Here is a 22,217-nt window from a genome sequence, read left to right on the forward strand (position 1 = left end):
ATGACTGCGTGTTAGGTTTTCACCAATCGCTTCTGTCTCGCAAGGCGTACTCAGGTCGCCAACAGCCCTTTATCCTTTGACGTGCTTTCGCCATCGGCGGGACGTACCCTCTTGGAACTGTTCCCTTACGTTTAAGGCGTTTACGATCTCCACTCACTAGAACTCACAGTCTTTGACGAAGCACATTCCCTTTGCCTCTGTCTTCCCTCTTTTGGAGTGGAAGCAGGTTATGCGACTTGATTTTTTTTCCACGGCCTTGAACTGCTCCAAAAAAAAAAACTCCGCGCATACTCATCTGAGCTTTATCCTCCAGACTGTTACCAGCTTTCATCGGCTCAGACTTATTCACTACTACGGAATGATCCGCCATCTCGCAGTTCGTCGATTTGGCTTTCCCCTTCGGGTTATACCTCGCCTACCTCACACGCGTTAGCGTAGAGGAAACTACGAGACTTCCCTCAGTTATCTGCGCATTCTGTTCCATCCATCCTGACCCTAATCACGTCGATGAGTCTTACAGGTCGTATCCCTTTCGTGCTTTCCTGTAAGATATGCCAAGGCATAGATTTCCCCGTTTTATCGGCGGGTCACCCAGCATCTCCGCCACCTCTGGTTCACTGCATTCCGGGCTGGACTTTGCCTGCAGGCCCTTCGGATTCCCCCTCGCGGGGGACACCCTGCCAATCCTTCTCCTATTAGAGGTAGGATCTCTGCTTCGGCTACGGCACTTTAAAGGGTAAAGTTACCGAGTGGATTTGAACCACTTAGATTGCGCGACTGTGAGGCGCACGAAAAAAAAGCACCCCAAAGGGTGCTTTTCAATCCAACTATCTGTGCTAACTCGCACTCACTTTCCGATACTTGAGGAAGCTGCCAATCCGCCACACGCAAATGTACAAATACGCCATAACCATCGTTAACACAGCGAATTCCGAGGGATCCAAACCTTTGAAATACTGAGATAATATCAATCGGACCGCGATAACGGCAATGATGACATATTTGAAATTGGGGTTAGGCTTCGAATAGACTAAACCATCCTCCCGCTTCTCATACCTTGTGTGGTACAGCATAATACTGCCTAATGCCACGCCGAGGACGCCTGCACACAGCAACTCCCAAATAGCTGGTATATGAAAAGGATGATCCGGTACATGTGTCAAAGAGTTAATACTAAGCCCAAATACAATGAGCAGCAGGAAGACAGGAATGAGCATGCCTCTCCCTTTGTTGCGAATTGGTTTGGCTTTCCCTCGCGTTCTAAGCCAAATAACTAAAATGATAACTACTGCACCGATTCCATAACCGATGAGTGTTTCAGCATTCATATCCTAGTGCCCCTTTCGATAACAAGTTCTACAGAAATTATACGGTTACTCGTTAGGATTTACCTCCGTCTTAAGACCGACACTACGCAATCCGATATGAGAAAAACTTCTATCGAAGTCCTTCGAGGATGAGCGACCGCGTTTCAAAGGTGGTTTTTATCGCCAATAAGAATTTGTTCTTCCGAGCATCGGAAACTTATCAATTCTTATGTGGTAAAAAATTGGAAAAAGCACCCCTCAGGGTGCCTGTTTAAGTAGCTGTATGTAGCTTTTCCAGATTACGATTGAAACATTTGCTTCACTAACTCTTTGTTCCGCTTCTTAAAGGCTTGATTATGCGAAGAGACCATCCCGAACTTCTCTGCTGTAGGCTGAATGTACTGTTTTGCTTTATTTACCGCATTCGCCGCGTCTTGGAAGGCTCCCGCGATCAGATGAACTTTGCCTGGATGATTAAGAATGTCCCCAGCTGCATATAGTCCTGGCACAGAGGATTCACTGTTCGCGTTACCCGCGATATAGTAATTCTCCGCTCGCGCGATCTCGATTTCACTATTCTCCAGCAAGGTCGTGTCACGATCATAGCCATGGTTGATAATCACTTCGTCCACCAACACAGATGAAATCTCGCCTGTTTCATGATTCGTCAGCTCAACGCGTTCAATCGATGCGTCCTCACCAGCAGCAAATAGCTTCGTAATGGAGCTATTCAAGTGACAGATCACGGAACTGTTCTGTAGCTGCTTCACTTGGGCTTCGTGTCCAGTCAGCTGCTCTTTGCGATAGCTGAGAATGACTTGCTTGGCGACAGGCTCCAATTCATTCGCCCAGTCGACAGCCGAGTTGCCGCCACCTGAAATGACGACAGTCTTGTTCTTGAAGCGTCCAAGCGATTTCACCGTGTAGTTCAAATTCGAAACTTCGTAGCGCTCTGCACCTTCAATCTCTAGCTTTTTCGGGTTAAGGATGCCAGAGCCGACAGCGACGATCACGGTTTTGGAGTAATGAAGCTGACCTGATGTCGTGCGCAGGACGAAGATATCCTCTTCGTTTTTAGCGATAGCTTCAACTTTCTCATTCAGCACCACTTCAGGGCTAAACGTAAGTCCTTGCTCTACAAGCTGATTGATCAGCTTCGCTCCTGGCGTCGGCGTGACGCCACCTACGTCCCAAATCATTTTTTCGGGGTATACATGTATTTTGCCGCCGAGGTGCGGTTGAAATTCAATGATTTTGGTCTTCATTTCACGGAGTCCACTATAGAATGCCGAGTACAAACCCGCTGGTCCCCCGCCAATAACCGTGACATCAAACAACTCGTTCTGTTCCATGCTCATTCCACTCCTTAAGTCACCAATTGCGATTGAGAATCATTATTAATGAATGATACTGCGTTTTGATGATTTTATCAACTGAAAAAATGCTGAACACGGTTGAACGTGATACTACCAGCCGTATTACCTGTCACAAAGAGTGCAGTGAACATCCTAGTCGCTCGAGCTGCAATCGTCGCAACGCAAAAACGCCCAGACACCAACAGTGTCTAAGCGTTCCTCTCTTTCTACACAGGGATCCGCACGCGAAATGTGCTGCCAACCCCCTGCTGACTCTCTACCTGGATCGTCCCTTGCGCGGCATCCACCAGGTTCTTCGCGATGGCTAGTCCCAGCCCATGACCGCCAACCTGCCGGGTCCGAGCCTTATCCTGCCGGTAAAACCGATCAAAAACACGCGGAAGCGCCTCCGGCGCAATCCCCATTCCGTTATCCCTTACATCTAGCGTAAGATAACGAACTCCCTTATCCACCTTGTCCGCTAGGATAATGTGCACGTCTCCACCATCCAGCGTATATTTAATCGCATTATCGATAAGAATCACGAGTAATTGTGTCAATTTACCTCGATCCCACTCCACGTTCAGCTGGTCAGGCACATGCAGCTGCAGCGTCAAGCCTCTGGACTGCGCTGCGGGCAGCAGCTTCGCTATTACGCTTTCGGCGGCTGCTTTCACCTGGAAAACTGTCAGCTCTAACACGAACTCGTCAGCATCCGACCGAGCCAGCTGCAAGAGCTCGCTGGTCAGCTTCGTGATGGCGTTGACCTCATCTTTCATGCCCTTCAACACGTTATTCGTGAAGGGATTGGCCTCATCCGCATCGAGCTGCAGCGCCTCTATGGAGGTAAGCATGACGCTGAGCGGGGTACGAAGCTCATGCGAAGCATCGGCAACGAATTCGCGTTGCCGCTCATACGCTTGGGCAATCGGAATGATCGCTCTACGCGCCATCCGATGACTGAACCACAGCGCGAGCACGAAGAAGAGCAACGCCATTCCTAGCATCAGGATGAGCAATAAGCGAAAAAGCTGATGCTGAAAGGTAACCTCCTTCCCCACATATAAGGTACCAATCAACTGTCCGTTCTTCTTAAGTTCCCGAGTGGTCACTAGAAACCGGGCATCCTCCCCGTTCAGCGGCCGACCTTGCACATCTACCGAGGGTTGATCGAACGTCTGCAATGTCGCTTGCTGAGTCCGCTTTCCCTTAAACTGACCTTTCGCGATGAAAGCCATCATCTGCTCTCGCAGTTCCGGCTGTGTCTCATCACCTAATTGCACATTGCCTGTATCGGATATGAGGTAATAGAACGATTGATCCGCGCTGATCGAGAAAGCATCCTCCACCGAGCGTGGCGGCTGACGCTTCGGGTTGGTGTCCCCATCCACCCACTTCTGCAAAACCTGCAGCTCACTATTCGTTAACTCCGTCAGACGGGAGCGTTGATCGCTCCAAATGAACACATACAGCAACGCATACACAATAACTACAAATAGCCCGAGAAAAATCATCAGCACACCGCTATATTGCAGCGTAAGTTTATTGCGTGTCTGGTCAAATAAATTCCCTTCAGACAGGCGCTTATCCAGCCAGTTCTTGTTACGCTTCAATTTTATACCCTACGCCTCTCACGCTCTGAATGAGCTCCCGTGCATCGGAAGACTCCAGCTTCTTACGAATTAATTTGACGATCGCGTCGATCGATTTTAAATTCACATCAGCATCTAAGCCCCATACTTTATCTAAAATAACCTCACGCGTAAGCGTCCGCCCCTTATTCTGCAGCAGCAGGTCTAGAATCTGAAATTCACGCGGAGACAACTGAATCTCTTGTCCGCCCTGCCGAACAATCTGATTCGTCCGCTGCAGCTCCAGCTCTCCCATGCGCACAACGTCGTCCTGCAAAGGAACGAAGCTTCTGCGCATTAACGCCCGCAAGCGTGCCAACAGCTCGTCCATTTCAAAAGGCTTCACAAGATAATCATCCGCTCCCGCATCCAGTCCATCAACCCGATCTCGCAGCCCATCTTTGGCTGTCAGCATAAGAATAGCTCCGCGATATCCAGCCTGACGCAGCCTAGCACAGGTGTCACGCCCATCTCCCTCAGGCATCATCCAATCGAGAATGACCACATCATAGCTGGAGGCTGTGGCGTAGTCGAAGGCATCGTTCCCCGTTTGCACCCAATCGACGCTGCAGCCTGTCTTCTTTTTCAACATATACGTCGTTAGCTCGCCTAATTTCACGTCATCTTCCGCTAATAAAAGCTTCATCTCCCGCCACCTTCTCTCATTCGCTCTATTACTTTCAAGTATAATCTATCGCCTTCGGGCTTTCACCGTAATTTCACCAAGTGGGGGTAAGATAGGTCTCATGGAACAACAAATCTACGAAAACGAAGGGAAGATCCCCATGAAAACAAAAATGAAAATCATTCTAGCAAGCGCATTTTCCGTTGTATTAGCAGGCAGCAGCGTAATTGCTTTAAGCGCGAATAGCCAAGTATTCGCTGCAACCGACACAACGCAAACGTCTGCCCCGCAGGATAAGCCAGCTAAGCCGAAACCAAGACAAGGAGAAGCCGGCAAGCCAGGCGACCCTCGCGTTAATGGTCACAATCCGCCTCCGCATAACCGTGATGGTGTGGATTGCCTGGGGCAAGAAGAAGGAGCTCCACCAACAACTCCTGCCAACTCTGCTCCTTCAACTGGTGAAGCAACTAGCGGAATTACGAATCCTTCTACCTATTCCGTCGTGATATCAGGTGGTCTCACCACAGATCCTCAGGACAAAGGACGGCCCGTTGTGCTGATTGCCGCCGCTCTTGGCGTACCTACCGAGGTGTTTCGAGAAGCTTTTAGCGGAGTGACGCCATCTGGGTTAGACAGCCAACCGAGTCATGAACTCGCACAGCGCAACAAAGCCGCTTTAATGAAGGTACTTGGGCCTTACGGCATCACCAATGAGCGTCTGGATGAGGTGTCTAACTTCTACCGTTACAACGGGAGTCGAACAGCTACTTGGCAAAAGACCTCCGCAACCGCAACAGCCATCGTCACTGAAGGTGTGGTGACTGGCGTTACGATCACAAATCCGGGAGCCGGCTATTCCTCCACGCCAACAGTTACCATTACCGGGCCTACTGGCACCGTGACGGCTAAAGCCGTGGTGACGTATACGCAAGATTTTAAGACAAATGGCAGCATCACCTCGATTACCCTCGATTAAATGAGAAGGAGCTTGTCACAGATCAACTGTGGCGAGCTCCTTTTCTCGTTAATATTTGGCACAACTGGAACCATTCATTCTCATAACTGCCTTGTTTCCAAACGAAGAATGGTAGTATCATAGGGAGATACTTAAATTAACCAGAGGTAAATTAAATCATGAAAATGAGAGATTGGGACATTAATTTAAAAATCCGCCTCGGCGGAGAAACCGCTTTTAACGTTATTTTTTGGGCATTCTTTCCGTTCTTATCGATCTACTTCGCCAATTCGTTCGGTAAAGGTTGGACGGGTATTCTTCTTGTCTTATCGCAGGCGCTTTCTGTGTTCGGCAATTTACTCGGCGGCTACAGCGCAGATCGGTTCGGGCGCAAAAGAATGATGGTGATTGCCGCTTTGGGACAAGCGCTCGGTTATGGCATCTTCGCACTGGCCGCTTCTCCATGGCTGGCCATGCCAGTTATGAGCTTTATCGGCTTCAGTTTCGCCAGCTTTTGCGGATCATTGTATTGGCCTGCCAGCCAAGCTATGGTGGCGGATGTGGTGGATGAGGAGCATCGTTCGAGCGTGTTCGCTATCTTTTATACAACCGCAAACATGGCTGTTGTTGTAGGACCTCTACTCGGCTCCCTCCTCTATAAGGATAATCCGTATCTCGTACTGGCCGCAGCTGCTGTGGTTTGCGTACTACTCGCACTCATGATGGCACGACGCTTACACGAAACGCTGCCAAAGCAGCTTGCGGATCGCCATCGCGCACAGGGGGACACCCCTTGGTACCATGCCATCGCGGTGCAGCTGCGCGACTACAAAATCATCGCCACGGACCGCGTATTCCTGCTGTTCGTCATCGCTGGCGTGCTGCTTTCGCAGACCTTCATGCAGCTGGACTTACTTTTTCCCGTCTTCTTGGAAGAAACAATGCCACTCACGACGATCTTCTCCTACAATGACTGGGATCTCCAGCTCACGGGTAAACAACTGTTCGGCTTGATCGTCTCCGAGAACGGTCTATTCGTCGCCATTTTTACGGTCATCGTGACCAAATGGATGCTCGCGTACCGCGATCGCTATGTGTTCATCGGCGGAGCCCTCTTCTATGCGCTGGGCATGGTGATGTTCTGCCAGATGTCTACCTTCTGGGGATTAACCATCGCCATAGCTGTCTTCACGCTTGCTGAGCTCATGTCCGCAGGACCACAGCAAGCTTTCGTGTCCAGACTGGCGCCGGACCATATTCGCGGCCAATATTTTGCTGCCTCGAGCTTGCGTTATACACTCGGGCGCACCATAGCACCGCTATCGATCCCGATCAGCTCGTGGATCGGCTTTACTTGGACGTTCATCTTGTTGGCGGCACTTGCTGTATTGTCGGCAGCCATCTATAACATGATGTTTAATCAGTATGATAAGCAGACTGCGGTGCAGTAGGTTGGAAGTTGGAAAAAGCACCCGTGAGGGTGCTTTTTCTTCAACATGTGCATGGTTATGGTATCTGAGGTGGTGGAGAAAAGGGCTACATCTTACTCGTCTGATCAAATAACTGGAAAATAGGTAGTTAATTTCGACGATTTTCTCTATAAATTAACTTTAACTGGAAAACATACAGTTATTTTCGCTCCGATCTCACTTTTCCGACGGAATGGATACATTTAGATGTAGAAAATCCAGCTATTCATCTCAATGTGCAAAAAATCTAGAAATTAGATGGAGAAAATCCATCTAAACAAAGCCCCTTGACCCGCAGCAATTTAACGCTCACAAGCTACGCCATCCCCGTCCCCATCCAGCTTCGCACTGTAGCCAGGCTCACCTTTTTGGATATTATACGCACCAGCCGCGTTGGCCTCCTTACAGGAGTTGTAAATCGCCGATGGTTTCGAAGTCGTTGTTGTCGCCGGTTGCGACGTAGTCACGGGTTTCGGAGTTGTCGTTGTGGTTGCTGACTTCGGCGATGCCGTAGCGCCCCCTTTCACCACACCCTCATGATACCCATCCTCTTGTGCATAATTTTCTACGCTCCAGATGTTCAGAGCCTTCTGCTGAGCCTTCTTCTGAATCTCACGGAACTGATCGACATATTTCACGTTCGGCGGGTAAATGTACGCGACTCTGGCGTAGCCATTTTCGAGCAGGAGTTCGTTGAACATGTGATCCCCAATGTAGAGATAGCACAGTAAACGTCCATATTTATCCCGCTCCGACACATCCAATTCCAGCTGGACGTCTTTACCCGTGAGCATCGTTTTTGCATAGTTGGACGCATCCAATGCAAAAGGCTGAACCGGCTTCTCCGGGTCTACGCTCTCCGGCGTGTCCACTAGGAGGAGACGGATCGTCTCTTCTTTGACTTGGCCACCTTCAGCAAATGACACTTTCATGGTGTCGCCATCAACGACGCGGACAACCTTAGCGGGTATACGCTTGCTGTTCTCCTTAGTCGATGACGCTGATCCTGAAGTAGCTGAGGTCGAAGACTTGCTGCCTTGTGCAGCCGCGTGACTATTCTCTACCTCGGAAGCGCTGCAAGCCGTTGCCAGCAGCATAAGTAGGCTGAGTCCAGCAGCCACGATCTTTCTTTGCACGTTTATCATGAAATCCTCCCAATGATGACTGTTTCTATCTGTCTATGAAAGTATAGCAGACTTCAGACCAGGATGAATTCCAATGCATGAAAAAAAACGGCTTGCGCTGTCGTATCGTACTGGATTTGCCCATTAGGCCACTTATGCACAGAGATACTCTTCTAGACCAATACGCTTACAAAATCACATCATACTTCACATAGATCTGGTGTCTAATACTCTCTCTTAGACTATCTAGCATATGCATTCTTTCGGATTCCAGTTCCAGAAACTCAAAGTTCTGTATATTGTTTAAAGCTTCAAGACGATGCTTCGCCATCCAAATTTCTTCCACTTGTCTGCGCGTTTGCACTTTTTGTCTGCTAGCCATCGTAATCATCTCTACATCTCTCCATGTCTACTTGTCATTTGTTATTGCTGTTGTGACTAGCATACGATGGAGATGTGTCAGACAGATGTCAGGATGTTATTTTTACTAACGTCAGCGTAAAGGTCGAACCTCGCTCGCTACTCTCACGTAAAAATAGCTGCCCTCGCTGCGCTTGGGCTAACATTAAGCTGTAAGGCAAGCCTAAACCTAGGCCTCTCACCTTATGTTTTTTCACGCCTCCACGATAAAATCTTTCGAAAATAAACGGCTGCTCCTCCTCCGGAACGCCCTTCCCTTGATCGGTCACATCGATGCCGACATGGCTAGAGCTATAATCGTAAAGAGAAATCTGTAAGGCGCCACGGCTGGCTCCGGCATGTAAGCTGTTGTTCAACAAATTAATGAGAATCTGCTGGATGCGGCCTGAATCACCTTCGATCTGAATGGTATCTCTCACGCTCTGCACCTGGATGTCCAGCTTCTGATGCTCCTCCTGGGCGATTTGCCACTGATGCACAACTTCTCGTGTAAAAGCATTCAACTCGATCTGCTCGTTCGTAATACGAAGCGCACCTGTTGCAAAGCCATTAAAATCAAGCAAATCTTCGACCATGTGGTGCATGCGCTGCGCTTCTTTCAAGGAAAGCTGAATGAATTCCTCGCTTTCAGCGCCATCAACTACTTTATCCTGAACGGCCTGGAGGAGACCGCTAATTGACGCAACGGGCGTCTTCAGTTCATGGGTAACACCTGCCAGTAGCAGTGTGCGGAGCGATTCCAATTGCTTCAATCGACTCGACATATCCTGAAAGGTTGCAATTAATTGTGCAACTTCCTGCTCTTTGCTGTTGCTTTTGAACGTCACATCATAGTTGCCCCGCATTAATTGCTCCGCTGCATCTGCGACTTCTTTAATAGGCTTGACGAGACGCCGAGTAAGCATATAAATGACGAACCAGCCTAACACAGCACCGCCTGTTAAGAGTGCGTACAGCATGCCGTAATCGACTTTAACATTCGTAACTACCTCAGACGGGATACTGACATAAATGGCGCCAATTATCTTGTCTTCAAATAAAATTGGTGCCGAAAACATAAAAATACTCCGGCCCATTTCCCCTTTTTCCTTCACATAGGTGGAGCTTTCCGGCAGAAGTCCATCGCGCATCTCTTTCGGAAGTAAGGGCATTCCGCTAGGTCCGTCGGGCCCTCCTTCGTCGCGCGGTTGACCCCTAGGATTCGGAAATCCCCCTTCCATGTCTCTTGGAAGAACCTCCTCTCGAGGACCACCACCTGGTGGTGGATCAAAACCTGGAGGCGGGGGAAATACGACGCGATGATCCGCTGCTTTTATATGAGCTTTCACCGGATTTTTGAACTCTAGATCCCGCTGATTACTACGAAGTACTTCATAAATCTCGTCTGTAGGAATAAATTCGCCATTGCTAGTAACAACCTCTTCGGCCATACGTTCCATAATGTGCTGAATGGACTGGATGCGATTTTGTTGCGTGATATACTCCGTCCATTGCACAGCGATAAATCCAATCACCATGATGCCGATTAGCAGGGAAATCAAATACGTACGGGACCAAACTTGCAACAACGATAGTTGCTTCTTACTTGTCATTGACATAGAACTGATACCCCAATCGATGCATCGTTCTGATTTCGCCTTCGCTCGGCGGCCAGTTTTCGAGCGCTTTTCGCACCCTTTTGACTACAAGATCCACAGCCCTGTCGCTCCCGTCATAGTCGATGCCCCACACACTATCGAGCAGATGCTCACGTGTAAACACTTGATTCGGATTCTCTGCCAGCAGCATCAGAACAGATAAATCTCTCGGTGTAAGCAGCACCTTCGCTCCGTTCAAATACACCTCATGGGATTGAAAATCAATCTTCAATGAGCCGTAATGCCGAACATTCTTTCTTTCCATCACATTGGAAAACCGGCGTAACACCGCATTAACACGCGCCACAACCTCGGCTGCCACAAACGGTTTCGTTATATAATCATCCGCACCAAGATTCAAACCGGAGAGCTTCTGCTCTGTTTCGGACAGTGCCGTCAGCATGATTATGGGGCACGCGCTTTTTTCGCGAATATAGGTAAGGATCTCCCAGCCATCCATCCCTGGCAAATTGATATCGAGCAGCACTAGATGGGGTTGTTCCCTATCGAATACGTGGACAGCTTCTGCCCCATCATGCACCGTCACGACTTCGTAATGCTCCTTTTGCAGGTAGGCTGCTATGACTCTGGCGATCGCCATTTCATCTTCAACAACTAATACTTTTTTCAAAAGATTCTCTCCTCATCCAAAATAAACGGCTACACCTTCCTTACAGGACGTATCACAGTGTTTATGGAGAAATATAACCTACTTATTAAGTGAAACATATTATATTTGGCCAAAAATCAAGCTTTCAGCTCATCCTTTATTCCACACGAAGTAGGCGTATTCCTCGTTCTATGTCGAAGTATGTCGATGATCGAGCCCATTCGTCAGCTGAGTATATAGGAAGAAGATGTCAGGGAGATGTCAAGCATGTAAAGAAAAGTGCATAAATAACGGCTACGTCCTCTTAGGACGAGTAAATGGGGGATATTTAGCTGGTGGTGCGTGTTGGTGATGGTGCTGGCAGAGGCGATGGGAGGTTTGGATGGACACTTACGTTAATCATTGTATTAACTGGAAAATATGTAGGTAAAATCGCCCCATTTGTTCCAATTGACTAAAATGCATGAAATTAACTGTAGGTTATCCATCTAATGCGCGTTTGATCGGAAAATCCCGAAATATAACTGTATGAAATCCATTTATTTACATTGGAGCACAGTAGAAACACGGAACATCCAACCTCCAACTCATTAATCTGACTCGGCACCCGGAAATCATAAAAAGATGTAGATGAATACCTCTTTCCTATACACATCATCAAATGTATAATTGTACTAACAATTGAATAATATGATAAGGGGGAATTCCGATGAATAAGGTGATCGATATGGAGCGTAAAGTTACGAAATTCGGAAATAGTCTTGGTATCACTATGACGGAGGCATTGAGGCAAATAGGCCTTGAGCTAGGAGATGCCGTTCAAATTGCTGTAAATGAAGAAAATGGAGAGATCATTCTTAGGAAAGCCAATAAAGTTTCCCTGCCTGTAGGGATAAGTCCAGCCTTTATTGAGACATTATCCAACGTCATGGAGCGTTATGAGGATACACTAAAAGGTCTGAAGGATCGATAGTATGAATGCAATCCGTTATTTGTCCGTTAAAGAAGTTATCGCGATCAATGTAGCTCTTATCCAGAAATATAGCCCTGGGGAGGATATTGGCGTCAAAAGTACACCATTGTTAGAATCTGCTGTTTTACGTCCTCAATCTTCTGCCTTTAGTGAAGACGCTTATCCATCTGTTTTTGGCAAAGCTACCGCTCTATTCGAATCGTTAGGTCAAAATCATCCCTTCCAAAATGCAAATAAACGAACTGCCTTCACAGCTTTCGTCATTTTTCTAGAATTAAATGGATATAGCTTCGAAATGGATCAGAAAATTGCTGAGGATCTTACCGTCGATATGGTAAATCACCATTATTCCTTTCAAGAGCTTACTCAAGTTATCCGTGAGCATTGCCACTCCTTAGCGGAATAAATTTACAAACCAAAAAAGCACCCCTCAGGGTGCTTTTTCTTATGTTTACGGCGTTCCGCTTCGAAACGAAAGCGCCAAATCCAGCACATGCTCCGTTTCATTATAAGAGCCAATATCCAGCTTCCGATTGCCGTCAAAATCAGCGACCATAGCCCGTCGTTCCTTCCCTTTTGCCCAAGGGCCGAATTCGTTATCCAGCGGCTGAAAATGGTTCTCTCCCTCATTCTGGAATACCCGCCAAATGCCCGTCTCGGCCGTATAAGCAATTAATTCGCCTCGTCCGTCGCCATTCGTATCGCCGACCAGCAGTTGGTCGCTATCACCAAAGGAAACCCCGCCTGCCGTCTGGGGCTCAGAGAACCCCCCTTGCCCTTGATGATACATAATGGATACGCGCCGATCCTTATGTGAGACACACACGATATCATCATCTTCATCCGTATCCTGCATTGGGGCCGTGAAAATTTCTGTATCCTCGGGCAGCTTCGTATTTGACTCTGTATACGTTAACTGCTGATTTAACAAGTTAACTTGCACTAGTCCCTTGTCACCTTTGGCAATTAAACCCATGCTATGCCTAGATCGGAGCGCGCGAACAGAAGAAAGTCCCAATGGTAAAGCACCGATTGTGCGGACTGGCAGGAACTGTCGCTTATCCGCTATGGCCACCCGCACATTCCCCGTTTCAGTGTTATACGCGAGCAAATCTTGCTTCCCATCGCCATTCACATCGACAAGCAGAAGTGACTCATCGGGCGAAAACGTTTCTCTTAACCACACTTGTGAAGCTTCCTGCTGGCGATTTCGTGGCATATCGTAATTTCCCGGAATAACTAGAACACGATGCAGCTGGCGTACAACGACATCCGCATGTCCGCGGCCTGTAACATCACCAAGCATGACGTTTTGCAACCTCGTTCTAGGTGGCAGCATCACGCGATGCGCTGGGGTAAAAGGGACGATATCATGCAGGGACATCCAGCGATAGTCTAGCTTTTTGAAGCCAGTAAGCAATTTATGCAAGTAGGAGCTTGTGTTATCTCCCTCTTTATATTGATAGATGGGAATGCCATCCTTCTCTTCTGGATTTCCATCTCCGGCCATAACAGGCTCTAGGTGCGAGAATTCCAAAAACGGATGGAAGTAAAAGGAAGCGAGTCCATCGTCCTTCGCTGCCTTCTCCAACATCTGGTCGACCGATTGGGCATCGCTTATATAGCGATAGGGTGCAGGGATATAGACTGAGCCCAAACTATCTTGTCCGTACGTATTGATCGTATCATAGGCATTCATATCTTCACGGGCATTTTGAGCGTAGAGATCCGGTTGATACATAAGGCCGACGAAGGAACGAAACACGCCTTGCTGCTCATGGGTATCTTTATAGTGGGGGGACTCCCAGAACGCTGGGTGTAAATCCGCTCCGGCAAAGGCAGCCAAGCTTTCTTTCATCCGTTCCGCCGCATACGACAGCTCTTGCGTTTCCGGTGCATCTTTAATGTTAAATTCTGAGCCAATTCCAGAATTTTGTTCGCCATCTGAGCGATATGTCTCACCATATTGATGTCGGTATCCGTGCATACCCAATACGCCGCCTTGATGCTCTGCCTGTTGGAGTAGCTTAATGAATGCGCTTACTACTTCGTCTGGATTTGGGTCGTCGATCCCCTTTTCCTTCCAGACACCGTCATCTTGCAAGCTCATCCTTCTTGGAATCACAGCGACATGAAAAGGTACATGCTCAGACTCTAAATAGGTCATGACGGCCCGCAATTTCCCTAAGCCTTCGAGCGTGTTATAGTCCCCGCCAAGTCCGACATCCTCCAGTCGAATCATAGCATGACGCTTACCCATATTCGGAGAATTATTCGTCTCTGTAGTCGAAGGGATATATGCGGCAAGAGCAATGGCTGCAATAATACCACCGACAATTCCTATTCCGATTTGCTGCCATAATTTACGTTTCACGCTAGCCTGCTCCCCCATTATGTAAAACGTAGATTATATCTATGATTTCGACATTTTTCTCCTAAATTATATATGAATCTATGACTTCTTTCTATAAGAGTTTGAACAGGTGGCAAAATGAAATAAACCAGGACATTTTAGTTCGAAATTGCCGAATTAATTTCCCTGTCTGCCTCCTTACATGTCTATTAGTCCTAAATAACCCAACTAAATTGACCAAAACACTCTCACACAAGGAAACCGGGTAATTAGTTCGGCTAAATCGGACTATTGGCCTTCTTTCACAAGTAATCCTCGTTTTAGTTCGGCTAAATCGGACTAACGGAGCTTACAGCCCCTTTTTGCCTCTGCCACGCACCTGTTAGCTGATGATTTCGACGATCTTCTGCTTCTTTGTTTCACTTCTGGTAAGTTGGGTAAGAATAATAGTACATACAAACTCTTTACTTCCAGCTAATACTGCCATGACATACGCAACGTATGATGAAAATATCTTATTGTAACGGAGGCATCCGACGATGATAGCCAAAATAGGTTTCGTATTTTTCTGTATCGTGTCCCTATCGGTTCTAGGTGTTGCTGCCAAAGAGACTCAGCCCGATCAGCTTATGGATCAACGTACAGACAAACATATTATTCCTCCCTACTCACCAGCCCTTTATGACTCCACGGAACAATTCGAGTATGAATTCGAGTGGCAAAACGGGAAGATTATTGCGAATCCACAATAAGAGAATTCACCTACATAGACGTTAACTTGACTAGTTAACCCAAATAAACCCCCGACTCTGGCAGTCGGGGGTTCTACTAATAGATCAATTGTGGCGGATTCTATTCCTCACTCTTCCTACTCGTCATCCCGTACTTCTTCCCCCACTCTCCCATGCTCTCTAGGATCGGTATAAAGCTACGTCCTGCTTCCGTCAGTGAGTATTCAACCTTCGGAGGGACCTCCTGATAGACCTTCCGATGAACCATATCATCCTTTTCTAACTCTCTCAACTGCGACGTAAGTATGCCTTTGGATACCCCTGGCACCAATCGTTGCAGCTCACCAAATCTCTTCGTTTCCCTCAAATGCCACAGAATAAGGATTTTCCATTTCCCTGCAATGACATTTTGGGTTGCGGTAACGGGGCAAACTTCGATTTGTTCCTCTGGAATTTCTCCCTGAAACGTTGTCCGAGACATGCACAATCTCGCTCCTTCCTTGATGGTTCTATTTTTATGACTAGGTCACTTTATAATGACTACTTACATATTTCGAGCTACTATAATAATATATGACTATGCCGAATTATCCAACACCATTTTATATAAATAGGAGGACATTTAATATGTCAAAAATCATTGTTTCCGCAGCAACAGGTGAATTAGGGAAATTAGTCGTCAAGCATTTATTAGCAAGAGTTCCAGCAAGTGAGATTGCTGTGAGTGTTCGTCATATAGAGAAAGCTGCTGAAATTGCAGATTTAGGCATTGAAGTTCGATATGGTGATTGGGATGTTCCCGCATCACTGGAGCAAGCTTATGCGGATGCATCCAAGCTCTTGCTGATTTCTTCCCCACAAGATGAATCGATCAGTCGTGTTCGCAAACATGTTAGTGCGATTGAAGCCGCCAAAAAAGCTGGCGTTCCACACATTGTCTACACGAGTTTCGCCTTTGCGGATGTTGATGCTTTCGCCCCTCTGGCTAACGTACATCTAGCAACCGAATTCGCGCTGAAGGCATCGGGCATTCCAACAACCATCCTGCGCAATACGTGGTACCAGGAGCTTTACATGAACCCAAGCTTGCAAGCTTACATCGATAGCGGCAGCATCATAAATTCAGCAGATACAGGGAAAATTAATACAGCGACACGTGATGATTTAGCATTGGCTGCGGCAACTGTTCTGGCTGAAGACGGACATCAAGACCAAGTCTACGAGTTAGCCTCATCCGAATCATGGAGCTATGTGCAATTAGCCGACATTTTATCCCACGTATCTGGTAAAAAAGTAACTTATCAATCTGTCTCTGACGCTGACTCTTCCGCTGGTATGATTCAGGCTGGACTGCCTGAAGGATTAGTTCAGTTCTTAGTTGCCATTGACAGCAAAATGGCCGCAGGGACTGAAGGGCGCACCTCCACAGACCTCGAGAAGCTCATCGGGAAAAAACCGACTTCCATTCATGAAAGTATTGCGCTATTATTCAGTAAATAGTCGTTATATAACCCAATAAAGAGGTGAACCTCATGCAAGTTGAAATTTGGTCGGACTTCGCTTGTCCGTTCTGTTACATTGGCAAACGCCGCTTCGAGCAAGCTCTAGCAGGCTTTGCACACCGCGATCAGGTTGAAGTTATCTATCGCAGCTTCGAGCTAGACCGTCACGCACCCAAAAGCGTCCCGCATGACGTCTATGATATGCTCTCATCCCGCTACGGCATGAGCCGTCAGGAAGCCATCGCCATGAATGAGCAGATGCGTCGACAAGCTGCGGCAGATGGGCTCGACTTTCAATTCGATAGCCTCGTGCTGACGAACACATTCGATGCTCATCGTTTACGGTTATTTGCCGAGAAATATGGCCATGGCGCTGCGGTATCCGAGTTGTTATTCCGCGCCTATTTCACCGAATCTAAGAATATCAGCGACCACAATATCCTTGCTGACATCGCTGCAGCCGTTGGGATTGATCGGGAAGAAGCGATGTCCGTTCTCGCGAGTGATCAGTTCGCCGATTCGGTGCGGACCGAAGAAGAGAATGGCAGCCGCATGGGAATCCGCGGCGTTCCGTATTATGTCATTAACAGCAAACATGCCATATCCGGGGCCCAAGCAAGCGGCGTATACTTGAACGCGATGCAACAGCTCTGGGATGCTGAGCAGCCACCACAGGTTGTAGAATCAACCAGCGATGATGAGGCTTGTCTGGACGGCACATGTGTGGTCCCGAACAAACCATAAGTCGCGGCGTTAGCACTTATCACAAGAAGAAGCACCCTCGCGGGTGCTTCTTCTACTTTTATTATTTCGCTGTAACCTAGAATATTTGATTAGTGTGGCTCCGAGCGCGCTTCCATAATCAACTTCACTTTATTCAAGTCCTTTTGATTAGCCCTTTTCATCATCAAAGACATAAACGGAGAAAATAACGTGGAGAAGCCTGTCGGATTTCCTTTATTGCGCAAAGTCATCCGTGTGGTACGACTATTCACTGAATCCCACGTATACGTCGTTTCCATGGGAAAAGGGCCGTGGGCGGTACGCATCACAAGTTTATGACCAGGGCTATATTCCGCGACTTCATACACATAGGCTAGTTGTCTGCCCAAGAAGTTGGCTTTAAAAGCAATTTTTGACCCTACCTGGAGAGGTTTAGCTGTGTGCCATTCGGCCGAATTAATATTCACATACCATTCCGGTGCCTTATCTGGGTTAGCCGCATATTCCGATACTTGCTCACGAGGACAATTGATTGTTATTTCTGTGAAAACATCAACCATATTGACAACCTCCATTTTAATATAAAAAGCACGCCAACTATCAGCGCGCTTCTTCACTCAATTAAGCTAATAATTTCGCTATCGGCTCCCAATAATTCGTATACCAACCTGCTGCAAGATGCTCGCTTTGCTCTTCCGGGAAGGCAGAATGATCAAATAACAGCAACGTCTCAGAACCTTTCTCTTGAAGCTCGAATTTAACTAGCGAATACATACCTTCCGGCCAATTCGCTACACGCCACGCTTGTACAACACGTTTGTTCCGCACAAGCTCAATGTTACGACCGAGAATCATGCCTCCGAAGCAAGAGAAGGCCCCGCCTTCTTCTGTGCTAATCTCCGTAGGAGCTCCGCCGCTAGCTTTGCTGAACTGTTCGCTGCTCGTAAGAATTTCGTAGATACGTGCAGGGTCAGCTGTAAATGTCACTTCTTGACGAATCGTTCCACTCATCATTTCGCACCCCCTCTATTTTCTAATTAGCGTAATCATTTTTATGATATATGCCAATGCTTAATGCATAGCTTGCTCTGACCATGGATCGACACCTGGATCTTGGCCTTGTGCGATCGCTTGAATGCGAGGCATATAATGCGTCCATCCTTGTACATGCGAAGCAACTTCGGTTGCTGGCAAATCATAATGCGTCAATTCCAAAAGCGTCCCGTTATCTTTCGGTGTCAGTTTAAATTCAACCGTACTTGCCCCCGGTGGAACCATTTTCGATTTCTCCCAACCCCACGTCATCACGATTTTCTCATTCGGAACCAATTCCTTATATTCCCCCATCGCAATGTCACTGCCATTCACATCAATGCGATACTTGCCCCCGATACTTGGATCAAGCAATACGTGGCGTCCCATCCAACGAACTAATTTCTCAGGATCCGTAAAAAATAAAAACAACGTCTCCGGACGGCATTCGATAAAAATTTCTTTCTTAATCGTGTCACTGCTACTGATTTGCGTCATGTTTTCTCCTTTCCTCCTCTTCCGCGGCTTCTTTCAATCGCATCAAGCTGTCATCCCAGAAGCTCTCAATGTACAGCATCAACTCAGCAAACCCTTCCCTCCTTATGCCATAAAATCGTTTAGTTCCATCTCGTCTAACTACAACGAGTCCTGCTTCTTCCAGCACCTTCAGGTGCTGTGAAATGGCTGGTGCAGATACGTCAAAGTGTGACGCAATCGCGCTGGAGGTCAGTTCTCCATCACGGACAAGATGTAAAATATCTCTGCGCCTAGGCTCCGTTATCGCTTGAATGGCTTTATCTATCATGACGTTAATTTAGCACAGACTAAATTAAGTGTCAACTTAAATATGGTTTGTTGTACTGCTTCCTTATTTGATATATTCTGTACATGCGTACAAATAATAATCAGAGGAGCCATTCCAATGTCGACAGTGATCGGTACAAAAGAACATCCGTGGCCATTACAAACACCCCCACAAACCTCCGAATTTGAAATGTATAAAGATGAAAAAGATGGCAAAGATATCCTTGTTTGCACGGTAGGTAAAACCGTTCTGCATTACGACTACCGTTGCATTAATGACTTACACGCGATGCTCAAGCAGCATGGAGATTGGATTGAGCTGGGCAGCGCTGATGAGCAGAAGCCAGCCAAAGAAGGCACGGTTGAAGCTTGGGGGCGTTCTCCTGAAAACCCAATTGGTGGTTGGTATGGCTTGAAGAAAGGTTTACGCGGCAGATTCGGCATGTATGTCCCCCCATTAATGGAGGCACTCGGTCTTGCGGAAGTCGAACACAATCCAAGAAATAATCGGATGCGGGCGTTATAAAATACACAAGAGCTACTCCGACTTAAAGAAAGAGCCTGTCACTCTACTGAAGTGACAGGCTCTTCTAATTCTATTTATCGATTCTAGCGACAATGTTCGTATTTTTCCTATCTAACTTCAAAGAATACATATCGAGATCTGCGGCATGTAGTAAATCATCCAAGGTCCGTGCCTCGTCAGGATACACAGCCGTTCCGATCGACACGGATATTTCCAAATTGAACTCTCTCGAAGCTTGCTTTAATTCGTTCTGAATATGACGGATCAATACTTCTTTCTTGGACGCATCCGTAGTTGTAGAAAGAATCAAAAATTCATCCCCCGCCCACCGTGCGGCTAAATCCTTTTTCTGTAAATCGAGCAATAAAACATTCGCGATGCGCTGTAGCACTTGATCACCGATCTTGTGCCCGCGAGAGTCGTTAATTAATTTGAAATTATCTACATCAATGAAATATAAAATCAATTGCCCTTGTCTTCGCTCCACCGAAGTAATGAGCTTAGGAAAAGCCTCGAGGATGAATCTTCTGTTATACAGCGTCGTGAGGTTATCTTTTTCAGAGAGGAACTTCAATCGATCATACTGCGTGCCTAGCACCCAACTTGCCAATAAAATGAATACGCCAACGACAGGAAATTGAAGAGAGGGGAAATTATAATACAGCGTACCGTAGGCTCTTAAGGCTACAATCATGACTATAACGACCGAAATTATAACGATTCGTCCCGAGTAGTTCATCCCATTCACCATCATCCAATTTATGTATATATAGGTCTATAGTGACACACTTGTTCCATACATTTCAAGAAATATTTGGACTATACCGTCGAATTGGCTCGAAAACTATCACAATGAGAAAAACTTCTATCGAAGTCCTTCGAGGAAGAGCGACCGCGTTTCAAAGGTGGTTTTTATCGCCAATAAGAATTTGTTCTTCCGAGCCTCGGAAACTTATAAATTCTTATGTGGTCAAAAATTTGAAGCAAATCGCTTCAATTATATGGTAAAGTATTTGTATTCGACATTTTTTGATAACATCCAATACTTCTAACAGTCAGATGAGGTTCGAAATGGGTCTACTTTTGGATATGAAAACCATCCTGGTGACACTGGTCATCGGCCACCTATTTACAGCCGTGTTCATTATCGCTTACTGGCGTCAACATAAGAACGAAAGCACAATCAGATACTTTTTATATGGAAAATGCTTACAGGCTGCTGCGTGGGTGATCTTAATTCTTCGTGGCGGCCTTATGGATCCACTTACAATCTCTCTTGTGAACTCTTCACTTTTTATCGGTTATACCTTTGAAACTATTGCCGTGCTAAAAATTCAGAATATCCTGAGCAAGCTCGGACGAAATGTATATATTGCGCTGACCCTCTTCAACATTGCCGGCTTCCATTCCATCCTATTTTTCGACAATGACGAGAAGTTTAGAATTTCATTTACTTCCATAGCTATAGCTGCAGGACTCTTCCTACCAGCATACAAAATGATTCAACGACGAGCCGAATCCATGGTCAGCTATGTCCTCGGTTATCTTTATCTTACTATTCTCGTATTTCTTCTAATTCGTGCCTTCAGTGCCGTATTCTTCGATACATTGATCAGCTTTTATCATCTCAACGGGAATCAGAGCATGGTGCTGCTAGGCCAATATTTCGTCATGATTGCGGGAAATACGGGATTCATTCTCTTGATGAAAGAACAAACCGACCAAGCCCTTCTTCGGATGGCCAATTATGACGATTTAACGGGTGCATTGAACCGCAGATCGTTTATCACACGTACCAATCAATATCTTACCGCCTACGCGAAAATGCAGAAACCCATCACCCTGCTGCTGTTTGATATTGATAATTTCAAGTCCATCAATGATACATTCGGTCATGATACTGGCGATCAAGTACTTGTTGACCTCACGACACGAATGAAAGGGCAGCTCGGCGCTGATGATCTCTTCGCAAGATATGGCGGAGACGAATTTGCCATTGTCGTACCCGGCATGGATGAACGAGATTCCTCGCTTTATGCTGAGAAACTTAGACAGGCTGCAGAAGGCGCACAAGTTCCTGAATTACAACTCTCCTATACTATCAGTTTAGGAGTTCTCACGATCATTCCGGATGAGGGAACACATCTCGAGGAGCTTTACTCCACGTGTGACAAGGCCCTTTACCAAGCCAAGAGGAACGGCCGAAACGGTGTATTTCGCGGCTCTGTAGATAACCATTTGGTACATTCTCAGAAAAATTTATGTGAGTAGGCTGTCGCTATGATGCGGCGGCCTTTTGTTGTTTTCGTGCTCATCTCGAACTGCCTGGCCATGGTTTGTGACAAACTATCAAACAATCCCTATTTTGAACGTATCGACGACAATTTTCCTGATACTTTTCAACCCATTCTTGTTAATTTAATTCTAAGTCGCAAATAAC

The 22,217-nt window shown here is 46.8% G+C and carries 25 protein-coding genes; 9 read left to right on the top strand and 16 right to left on the bottom strand.

What is annotated here, in order from left to right; translation table 11 throughout:
- Nucleotides 1–163 precede the first annotated feature (163 nt).
- The 5 genes from ASG89_RS37525 to ASG89_RS08485 all read right to left on the bottom strand — a co-directional run bounded on the left by ASG89_RS37525 (nt 164) and on the right by ASG89_RS08485 (nt 4,939).
- Nucleotides 164–370 (bottom strand): hypothetical protein, encoded by a 207-nt coding sequence (locus ASG89_RS37525; protein WP_057310164.1) that lies wholly within the window; start codon nt 368–370, stop codon nt 164–166.
- 466 nt (nt 371–836) lie between these two features.
- Nucleotides 837–1,328, bottom strand: coding sequence for a CcdC protein domain-containing protein (locus ASG89_RS08470; RefSeq protein ID WP_057310165.1), 492 nt, complete (start codon nt 1,326–1,328; stop codon nt 837–839).
- A 278-nt stretch (nt 1,329–1,606) separates the two neighbouring features.
- Nucleotides 1,607–2,659 carry an NAD(P)/FAD-dependent oxidoreductase gene (locus ASG89_RS08475; protein ID WP_057310166.1) on the bottom strand — a complete coding sequence of 351 codons (1,053 nt, stop codon included), beginning with the start codon at nt 2,657–2,659 and terminating at the stop codon, nt 1,607–1,609.
- A 230-nt stretch (nt 2,660–2,889) separates the two neighbouring features.
- Nucleotides 2,890–4,275: a sensor histidine kinase gene (locus tag ASG89_RS08480; RefSeq protein ID WP_082592902.1), complete on the bottom strand. Its 1,386-nt coding sequence runs from the start codon at nt 4,273–4,275 to the stop codon at nt 2,890–2,892.
- Nucleotides 4,265–4,939: a response regulator transcription factor gene (locus tag ASG89_RS08485; RefSeq protein ID WP_057310168.1), complete on the bottom strand. Its 675-nt coding sequence runs from the start codon at nt 4,937–4,939 to the stop codon at nt 4,265–4,267. The genes ASG89_RS08480 and ASG89_RS08485 overlap by 11 nt, the downstream gene beginning before the upstream one ends.
- A gap of 139 nt (nt 4,940–5,078) precedes the next feature.
- On the opposite strand from ASG89_RS08485, the gene ASG89_RS08490 reads away from it, so the two are divergent.
- Both ASG89_RS08490 and ASG89_RS08495 read left to right on the top strand, forming a co-directional pair.
- Nucleotides 5,079–5,894: a hypothetical protein gene (locus ASG89_RS08490; protein ID WP_157276568.1), complete on the top strand. Its 816-nt coding sequence runs from the start codon at nt 5,079–5,081 to the stop codon at nt 5,892–5,894.
- A 158-nt stretch (nt 5,895–6,052) separates the two neighbouring features.
- The gene (locus tag ASG89_RS08495) at nt 6,053–7,324 is read left to right on the top strand and encodes an MDR family MFS transporter (RefSeq protein WP_057310170.1); all 1,272 of its coding nucleotides are present in this window, start codon (nt 6,053–6,055) and stop codon (nt 7,322–7,324) included.
- 320 nt (nt 7,325–7,644) lie between these two features.
- On the opposite strand, the gene ASG89_RS08500 is transcribed toward ASG89_RS08495, so the two are convergent.
- The 4 genes from ASG89_RS08500 to ASG89_RS08515 form a co-directional block, all read right to left on the bottom strand.
- Complete coding sequence (locus tag ASG89_RS08500) at nt 7,645–8,487, bottom strand: thermonuclease family protein (RefSeq protein WP_057310171.1); 843 nt, start codon at nt 8,485–8,487, stop codon at nt 7,645–7,647.
- A gap of 166 nt (nt 8,488–8,653) precedes the next feature.
- Nucleotides 8,654–8,857, bottom strand: coding sequence for a hypothetical protein (locus tag ASG89_RS08505; protein ID WP_057310172.1), 204 nt, complete (start codon nt 8,855–8,857; stop codon nt 8,654–8,656).
- 79 nt (nt 8,858–8,936) lie between these two features.
- Nucleotides 8,937–10,484 (bottom strand): sensor histidine kinase, encoded by a 1,548-nt coding sequence (locus tag ASG89_RS08510; RefSeq protein ID WP_057310173.1) that lies wholly within the window; start codon nt 10,482–10,484, stop codon nt 8,937–8,939.
- The gene (locus tag ASG89_RS08515) at nt 10,468–11,154 is read right to left on the bottom strand and encodes a response regulator transcription factor (protein ID WP_057310174.1); all 687 of its coding nucleotides are present in this window, start codon (nt 11,152–11,154) and stop codon (nt 10,468–10,470) included. Before ASG89_RS08515 ends, ASG89_RS08510 begins: the two co-directional genes overlap by 17 nt.
- Before the next feature lie 688 nt (nt 11,155–11,842).
- Between ASG89_RS08515 and ASG89_RS08520 the strand changes: the two genes are divergently transcribed.
- Together ASG89_RS08520 and ASG89_RS08525 are read left to right on the top strand one after the other, a co-directional pair.
- The gene (locus ASG89_RS08520; protein ID WP_057310175.1) at nt 11,843–12,106 is read left to right on the top strand and encodes a hypothetical protein; all 264 of its coding nucleotides are present in this window, start codon (nt 11,843–11,845) and stop codon (nt 12,104–12,106) included.
- 1 nt (nt 12,107) lies between these two features.
- Complete coding sequence (locus ASG89_RS08525; RefSeq protein ID WP_057310176.1) at nt 12,108–12,512, top strand: type II toxin-antitoxin system death-on-curing family toxin; 405 nt, start codon at nt 12,108–12,110, stop codon at nt 12,510–12,512.
- A 45-nt stretch (nt 12,513–12,557) separates the two neighbouring features.
- Here the strand turns inward: ASG89_RS08525 and ASG89_RS08530 are convergent, their stop codons facing one another.
- A complete protein-coding gene (locus ASG89_RS08530) occupies nt 12,558–14,480 on the bottom strand; it encodes a DUF2334 domain-containing protein (RefSeq protein WP_057310177.1) in 1,923 nt (640 codons plus the stop codon).
- A gap of 518 nt (nt 14,481–14,998) precedes the next feature.
- Between ASG89_RS08530 and ASG89_RS08535 the strand changes: the two genes are divergently transcribed.
- Nucleotides 14,999–15,211, top strand: a complete 213-nt coding sequence (locus tag ASG89_RS08535; RefSeq protein WP_057310178.1) for a hypothetical protein — start codon at nt 14,999–15,001, stop codon at nt 15,209–15,211.
- A 100-nt stretch (nt 15,212–15,311) separates the two neighbouring features.
- Here the strand turns inward: ASG89_RS08535 and ASG89_RS08540 are convergent, their stop codons facing one another.
- Nucleotides 15,312–15,671 (bottom strand): winged helix-turn-helix transcriptional regulator, encoded by a 360-nt coding sequence (locus ASG89_RS08540; RefSeq protein WP_057310179.1) that lies wholly within the window; start codon nt 15,669–15,671, stop codon nt 15,312–15,314.
- 146 nt (nt 15,672–15,817) lie between these two features.
- Between ASG89_RS08540 and ASG89_RS08545 the strand changes: the two genes are divergently transcribed.
- Both ASG89_RS08545 and ASG89_RS08550 read left to right on the top strand, forming a co-directional pair.
- Nucleotides 15,818–16,690 (top strand): SDR family oxidoreductase, encoded by an 873-nt coding sequence (locus ASG89_RS08545; RefSeq protein ID WP_057310180.1) that lies wholly within the window; start codon nt 15,818–15,820, stop codon nt 16,688–16,690.
- A gap of 32 nt (nt 16,691–16,722) precedes the next feature.
- Entirely contained in the window at nt 16,723–17,436 is a 714-nt protein-coding gene (locus ASG89_RS08550; RefSeq protein WP_057310181.1) for a DsbA family oxidoreductase, read from the top strand.
- A gap of 89 nt (nt 17,437–17,525) precedes the next feature.
- On the opposite strand, the gene ASG89_RS08555 is transcribed toward ASG89_RS08550, so the two are convergent.
- From ASG89_RS08555 to ASG89_RS08570, 4 genes are read right to left on the bottom strand one after another with little or no spacing between them, the layout of a single operon-like run.
- A complete protein-coding gene (locus tag ASG89_RS08555) occupies nt 17,526–18,032 on the bottom strand; it encodes an SRPBCC family protein (RefSeq protein ID WP_235549664.1) in 507 nt (168 codons plus the stop codon).
- Nucleotides 18,033–18,036: 4 nt separating this feature from the next.
- Entirely contained in the window at nt 18,037–18,429 is a 393-nt protein-coding gene (locus ASG89_RS08560) for an SRPBCC domain-containing protein (RefSeq protein WP_235549665.1), read from the bottom strand.
- Nucleotides 18,430–18,486: 57 nt separating this feature from the next.
- A complete protein-coding gene (locus ASG89_RS08565; RefSeq protein WP_057310184.1) occupies nt 18,487–18,945 on the bottom strand; it encodes an SRPBCC domain-containing protein in 459 nt (152 codons plus the stop codon).
- Nucleotides 18,929–19,252 carry an ArsR/SmtB family transcription factor gene (locus ASG89_RS08570; RefSeq protein ID WP_063867786.1) on the bottom strand — a complete coding sequence of 108 codons (324 nt, stop codon included), beginning with the start codon at nt 19,250–19,252 and terminating at the stop codon, nt 18,929–18,931. Before ASG89_RS08570 ends, ASG89_RS08565 begins: the two co-directional genes overlap by 17 nt.
- 117 nt (nt 19,253–19,369) lie before the next feature.
- Between ASG89_RS08570 and ASG89_RS08575 the strand changes: the two genes are divergently transcribed.
- A complete protein-coding gene (locus ASG89_RS08575) occupies nt 19,370–19,777 on the top strand; it encodes a DUF6855 family protein (RefSeq protein ID WP_057310185.1) in 408 nt (135 codons plus the stop codon).
- 70 nt (nt 19,778–19,847) lie between these two features.
- Here the strand turns inward: ASG89_RS08575 and ASG89_RS08580 are convergent, their stop codons facing one another.
- On the bottom strand, nt 19,848–20,471 hold the full coding sequence (locus ASG89_RS08580) for a GGDEF domain-containing protein (protein WP_235549666.1): 624 nt from the start codon (nt 20,469–20,471) through the stop codon (nt 19,848–19,850).
- A 395-nt stretch (nt 20,472–20,866) separates the two neighbouring features.
- Here ASG89_RS08580 and ASG89_RS08585 point away from each other — a divergent pair, with 395 nt between their 5' ends.
- The gene (locus ASG89_RS08585) at nt 20,867–22,048 is read left to right on the top strand and encodes a GGDEF domain-containing protein (RefSeq protein WP_235549667.1); all 1,182 of its coding nucleotides are present in this window, start codon (nt 20,867–20,869) and stop codon (nt 22,046–22,048) included.
- Nucleotides 22,049–22,217: the final 169 nt, after the last annotated feature.

This window comes from Paenibacillus sp. Soil766, assembly GCF_001428105.1.
In the GTDB taxonomy this organism is placed as follows: Bacteria; Bacillota; Bacilli; order Paenibacillales; family NBRC-103111; genus Paenibacillus_E.

Excerpts from the sequence above, each read along its gene's own strand:
- ASG89_RS37525 (WP_057310164.1), bottom strand. The coding sequence starts at position 370 with ATGGCGGATCATTCCGTAGTAGTGAATAAGTCTGAGCCGATGAAAGCT.
- ASG89_RS08470 (WP_057310165.1), bottom strand. The coding sequence starts at position 1,328 with ATGAATGCTGAAACACTCATCGGTTATGGAATCGGTGCAGTAGTTATC.
- ASG89_RS08475 (WP_057310166.1), bottom strand. The coding sequence starts at position 2,659 with ATGGAACAGAACGAGTTGTTTGATGTCACGGTTATTGGCGGGGGACCA.
- ASG89_RS08485 (WP_057310168.1), bottom strand. The coding sequence starts at position 4,939 with ATGAAGCTTTTATTAGCGGAAGATGACGTGAAATTAGGCGAGCTAACG.
- ASG89_RS08490 (WP_157276568.1), top strand. The coding sequence starts at position 5,079 with ATGAAAACAAAAATGAAAATCATTCTAGCAAGCGCATTTTCCGTTGTA.
- ASG89_RS08495 (WP_057310170.1), top strand. The coding sequence starts at position 6,053 with ATGAAAATGAGAGATTGGGACATTAATTTAAAAATCCGCCTCGGCGGA.
- ASG89_RS08500 (WP_057310171.1), bottom strand. The coding sequence starts at position 8,487 with ATGATAAACGTGCAAAGAAAGATCGTGGCTGCTGGACTCAGCCTACTT.
- ASG89_RS08505 (WP_057310172.1), bottom strand. The coding sequence starts at position 8,857 with ATGATTACGATGGCTAGCAGACAAAAAGTGCAAACGCGCAGACAAGTG.
- ASG89_RS08510 (WP_057310173.1), bottom strand. The coding sequence starts at position 10,484 with ATGTCAATGACAAGTAAGAAGCAACTATCGTTGTTGCAAGTTTGGTCC.
- ASG89_RS08520 (WP_057310175.1), top strand. The coding sequence starts at position 11,843 with ATGAATAAGGTGATCGATATGGAGCGTAAAGTTACGAAATTCGGAAAT.
- ASG89_RS08525 (WP_057310176.1), top strand. The coding sequence starts at position 12,108 with ATGAATGCAATCCGTTATTTGTCCGTTAAAGAAGTTATCGCGATCAAT.
- ASG89_RS08535 (WP_057310178.1), top strand. The coding sequence starts at position 14,999 with ATGATAGCCAAAATAGGTTTCGTATTTTTCTGTATCGTGTCCCTATCG.
- ASG89_RS08540 (WP_057310179.1), bottom strand. The coding sequence starts at position 15,671 with ATGTCTCGGACAACGTTTCAGGGAGAAATTCCAGAGGAACAAATCGAA.
- ASG89_RS08545 (WP_057310180.1), top strand. The coding sequence starts at position 15,818 with ATGTCAAAAATCATTGTTTCCGCAGCAACAGGTGAATTAGGGAAATTA.
- ASG89_RS08550 (WP_057310181.1), top strand. The coding sequence starts at position 16,723 with ATGCAAGTTGAAATTTGGTCGGACTTCGCTTGTCCGTTCTGTTACATT.
- ASG89_RS08560 (WP_235549665.1), bottom strand. The coding sequence starts at position 18,429 with ATGATGAGTGGAACGATTCGTCAAGAAGTGACATTTACAGCTGACCCT.
- ASG89_RS08565 (WP_057310184.1), bottom strand. The coding sequence starts at position 18,945 with ATGACGCAAATCAGTAGCAGTGACACGATTAAGAAAGAAATTTTTATC.
- ASG89_RS08570 (WP_063867786.1), bottom strand. The coding sequence starts at position 19,252 with ATGATAGATAAAGCCATTCAAGCGATAACGGAGCCTAGGCGCAGAGAT.
- ASG89_RS08575 (WP_057310185.1), top strand. The coding sequence starts at position 19,370 with ATGTCGACAGTGATCGGTACAAAAGAACATCCGTGGCCATTACAAACA.
- ASG89_RS08580 (WP_235549666.1), bottom strand. The coding sequence starts at position 20,471 with ATGATTGTAGCCTTAAGAGCCTACGGTACGCTGTATTATAATTTCCCC.
- ASG89_RS08585 (WP_235549667.1), top strand. The coding sequence starts at position 20,867 with ATGAAAACCATCCTGGTGACACTGGTCATCGGCCACCTATTTACAGCC.